This is a genomic window from Streptomyces sp. NPDC002838 (assembly GCF_040295365.1).
Lineage (GTDB): Bacteria > Actinomycetota > Actinomycetes > Streptomycetales > Streptomycetaceae > Streptomyces.
Genome location: NZ_JBEOVF010000131.1, coordinates 1 through 2,883, shown reverse-complemented (window position 1 = coordinate 2,883; position 2,883 = coordinate 1). Strand labels below are relative to the sequence as shown.

The 2,883-nt window shown below is 71.1% G+C and carries 5 protein-coding genes; 4 read left to right on the top strand and 1 reads right to left on the bottom strand.

The window, feature by feature from the left end; genetic code table 11:
• Window positions 1-89 precede the first annotated feature (89 nt).
• On the bottom strand, window positions 90-302 hold the full coding sequence (locus tag ABT063_RS51785; protein WP_351069313.1) for an AfsR/SARP family transcriptional regulator: 213 nt from the start codon (window positions 300-302) through the stop codon (window positions 90-92).
• A 244-nt stretch (window positions 303-546) separates the two neighbouring features.
• Between ABT063_RS51785 and ABT063_RS51780 the strand changes: the two genes are divergently transcribed.
• From ABT063_RS51780 to ABT063_RS51765, 4 genes are all read left to right on the top strand, one after another.
• The gene (locus tag ABT063_RS51780; RefSeq protein WP_351069311.1) at window positions 547-1,056 is read left to right on the top strand and encodes a hypothetical protein; all 510 of its coding nucleotides are present in this window, start codon (window positions 547-549) and stop codon (window positions 1,054-1,056) included.
• A gap of 42 nt (window positions 1,057-1,098) precedes the next feature.
• Window positions 1,099-1,677, top strand: a complete 579-nt coding sequence (locus ABT063_RS51775; protein WP_351069309.1) for a GNAT family N-acetyltransferase — start codon at window positions 1,099-1,101, stop codon at window positions 1,675-1,677.
• Window positions 1,674-1,961 (top strand): ATP-binding cassette domain-containing protein, encoded by a 288-nt coding sequence (locus ABT063_RS52570; protein ID WP_502991050.1) that lies wholly within the window; start codon window positions 1,674-1,676, stop codon window positions 1,959-1,961. The genes ABT063_RS51775 and ABT063_RS52570 overlap by 4 nt, the downstream gene beginning before the upstream one ends.
• A gap of 8 nt (window positions 1,962-1,969) precedes the next feature.
• Window positions 1,970-2,883, top strand: a 914-nt coding sequence (locus ABT063_RS51765) for an MFS transporter (protein WP_351069307.1), incomplete at its 3' end; no start/stop codon positions are given.

The following is a 2,883-nucleotide window of genomic DNA, read 5'->3' as shown; positions in this document are numbered from 1 at the left end:
CCGAACCGCCGGCCATCAACGCCCGGACGGCGTAGGCATCCGCATCCCCAGTCATCAAGTCACGCGACGACATCCACAGGAATTGACAATTACTCGCCACCTGATCTGCGACTGATGTCCACGCTTGGGCCCGGCAGCACGCGCCGCAGCCGGGAGAGGTAGCCGTACAGAGTGTCCTTGGCCCGCCGCGGCGGGTCCTCCCCCCACACCCGGTACACCAGCTGATCCGTCGTCACCGTGCGGTTGACGTCCATCAGCAGAGCCGCCAACACGGTCTGCTGGCGGGCAGTCCCGAGATCCACCGGACCTGCACTCGCATGCGCCTCGATGGCTCCAAGCAGTCGAAACTCCATGCCATGCCCCCCGTGCTCCCGCGTTCGGCAACCGGCCTGGTCCGGCTGCCCGGTGTTCAATTACCCATGCTCACCAGCGGATTCTAGGTTCCTGCAAGGTTCGGCGCTGGATCCGTCTCGCACGGTGGATAGCCGCTGCCTACGTTCGCAGCAGTGCCAGAACCCCCGCTTCGACGTCGAAAGGACCGCACGCATGATCGCGCTCATGGACCCTGAGGTGGGCACCGAGGCCCCCGCCTGTGCCCCGGGCACACCCACTCTCCACCCCGCCACCGCGAAGGGCACCGGACCGAGCGTCGGTACCCGCAGGGCTGTCCGCCACCCCGCCACCGCGAAGGGCGGCCATCCGGGCGTCGGTACCCGCAGGTCTGTCCGCTACCCCGCCACCGCGAAGGGCAACGGTCCGAGCATCGGTACCCGCAGGTCCGTCCGCTACCCCGCCACCGCGAAGGGCAACGGTCCGAGCATCGGTACCCGCAGGTCTGTCCGCTACCCCGCCACCGCGAAGGGCAACGGTCCGAGCATCGGTACCCGCAGGTCTGTCCGCTACCCCGCCACGTTGAAGGCTAGCGGTCCGAGCGTCGGTACCCGCAGGTCCGTGCGCTACCCCGCCGCACCGCAGGGTGGCATCAGCATCAGGGGCGGCATCAGCATCGGCGAACGGTCCCGCAGGTCCATCCCTGTCGGTCCGAGCAGGCTCTAGCCAACGCCGGTCCGGCTGGCGGCCACAGACAGGAGGAAACGGATGGGGAGCCCACCGATCACGGTGGAGCGGTGGGAAGGGCTGGAGTGCGCAGCGCAGCTCGACGTCGTGCTGCCGATGTACAAGGAGATCTGGGCCGAACCGCCGTACTGCGAAGGCACGAAGGGGATCGCCGACTTCGTGGACCGTTTCGCGCAGGAGGTCAGGCTTCCCCGCGCCCGCCTTGTCGTGGCCCGCTGCGGCGACCTGCCCGTCGGCTACGCCTTCGGCTACCCCCTGCCTTCGGACACCGGCTGGTGGAAGGCGATGGAGGAGGAGACGACCGCGGAGTTCTCGGCCGAGACCGGTGAGCGCACGCTGGGCATCGTCGAACTCGCGGTACGCGCCGGGTGGCGGCGGCAGGGGGTGGCGGCCCGGATGCATGCCCATCTCCTGGAGGGGCTGGGTGTCGAGCGCGTCACACTGGCGATGCGGCCCGATCCGGAAGCGGCACCGGCGCACGCCGCCTACGCCGCGTGGGGCTACCGCCAGGTCGGCCACTGGCGGCCGGCAGAGGATGAGCCCGTGTCCCACATCATGCTGCTGACCCTGCCCGTCGTCGCGCAGGGGGTCGGCCGGTGACCTGGAACGCGATCGAGATCCGGGAGTTCACCCGGTGGTATCCGCGCACGGGTCGGCCGGACCTGTGCGCGCTGGATCGGGCGTTCCTGGCCGTCGCGCCGGGCGAGGTGGGCGGGCTGCTCGGCCCGAACGGGGCGGGCAGGACGACTTTGTGCCGCATTCTGTCCACGCGCCTGTTGGCGCCGTCCGGCCGCGGCGGGCGTGTGCCACGTGGGTGGCGGATGGGGTGCGGTCCGGGCTCCAGTGCCTGCGACGCGTCTGACGTCACCGTCCTGGCCGCCTGATGGTCAGGATGGGGGTGAGGGCGGCCCGTCGTGGGAAGGCCGGCGGCGCGCCGCGCCGGGTGGGGCTGCTGCGGGAGCGGGGGTTCCGGCTGTACTGGAGTGCCCAGAGCATCTCGCTGGTCGGCGACGAGATCAATATCTTGGCGATCCCGCTGGCCGCCGTGCTGTTGCTGGACGCAGGTGCGGCCGAGATGGGCTGGCTCACGGCGGTGGCCCTGCTGCCGTCGTTGCTGCTGTCGATCCCCGGCGGGGCGTGGGCGGACCGGCAGACCAACCGGCGCCGGGCGATGATCGTCGCCGACGTCGGGCGGTTCGCCGCGGTGGCCTCGATACCGCTGGCGTATGCGTGCGGGGCGCTGACGCTGGCTCACCTGTTCGTGACGGAGTTCGTTGTCGGGGCGCTCACCGTCTTGTTCCGGGTCTGCAATCACCACGTGTACGCGTCCGTGGTCGCCGCGGAGCGGTATGTGGACGGCAACGCGCTGCTCTCCGCCAGCAGGTCGGCGGCCGCGGTCGCCGGGCCGAGCACGGGCGGAGCGCTGGTCCAGACGCTTTCGGCGCCGTTCGCCCTGCTGGTGGACGCCGTGACCTATCTGGTGTCGGCGGTGTGCCTGGGAGGCATCAGGGCGCGGGAGGCGCCGCCCGCACCGCGTGAGGGGGGCGGCCTGGCGGGCGGGCTACGGTGGGTGACGGCGAACCGCACGCCGGGCCTGCTGCTGGCCGGGGTGTCCATGCTGAGTCTGTGCCATACCTTCCTGATGACGCTGCTCGTTCTGTACGGGACCACCGAACTCGGGCTGACAGCCGGGGCGTTGGGGGCGGTGGTGGCCGCGTTCGGGCTCGGCGGGCTGGCCGGTGCGTACGCCGCGCCTCGCGTGGTGCGGCGGATCGGCCTCGGCCCGGCCATCGTCACAGGCTTCCT

Coding starts and splice junctions, on each gene's coding strand:
- ABT063_RS51775 (WP_351069309.1), top strand. CDS start 1,099: ATGGGGAGCCCACCGATCACGGTGGAGCGGTGGGAAGGGCTGGAGTGC.
- ABT063_RS51780 (WP_351069311.1), top strand. CDS start 547: ATGATCGCGCTCATGGACCCTGAGGTGGGCACCGAGGCCCCCGCCTGT.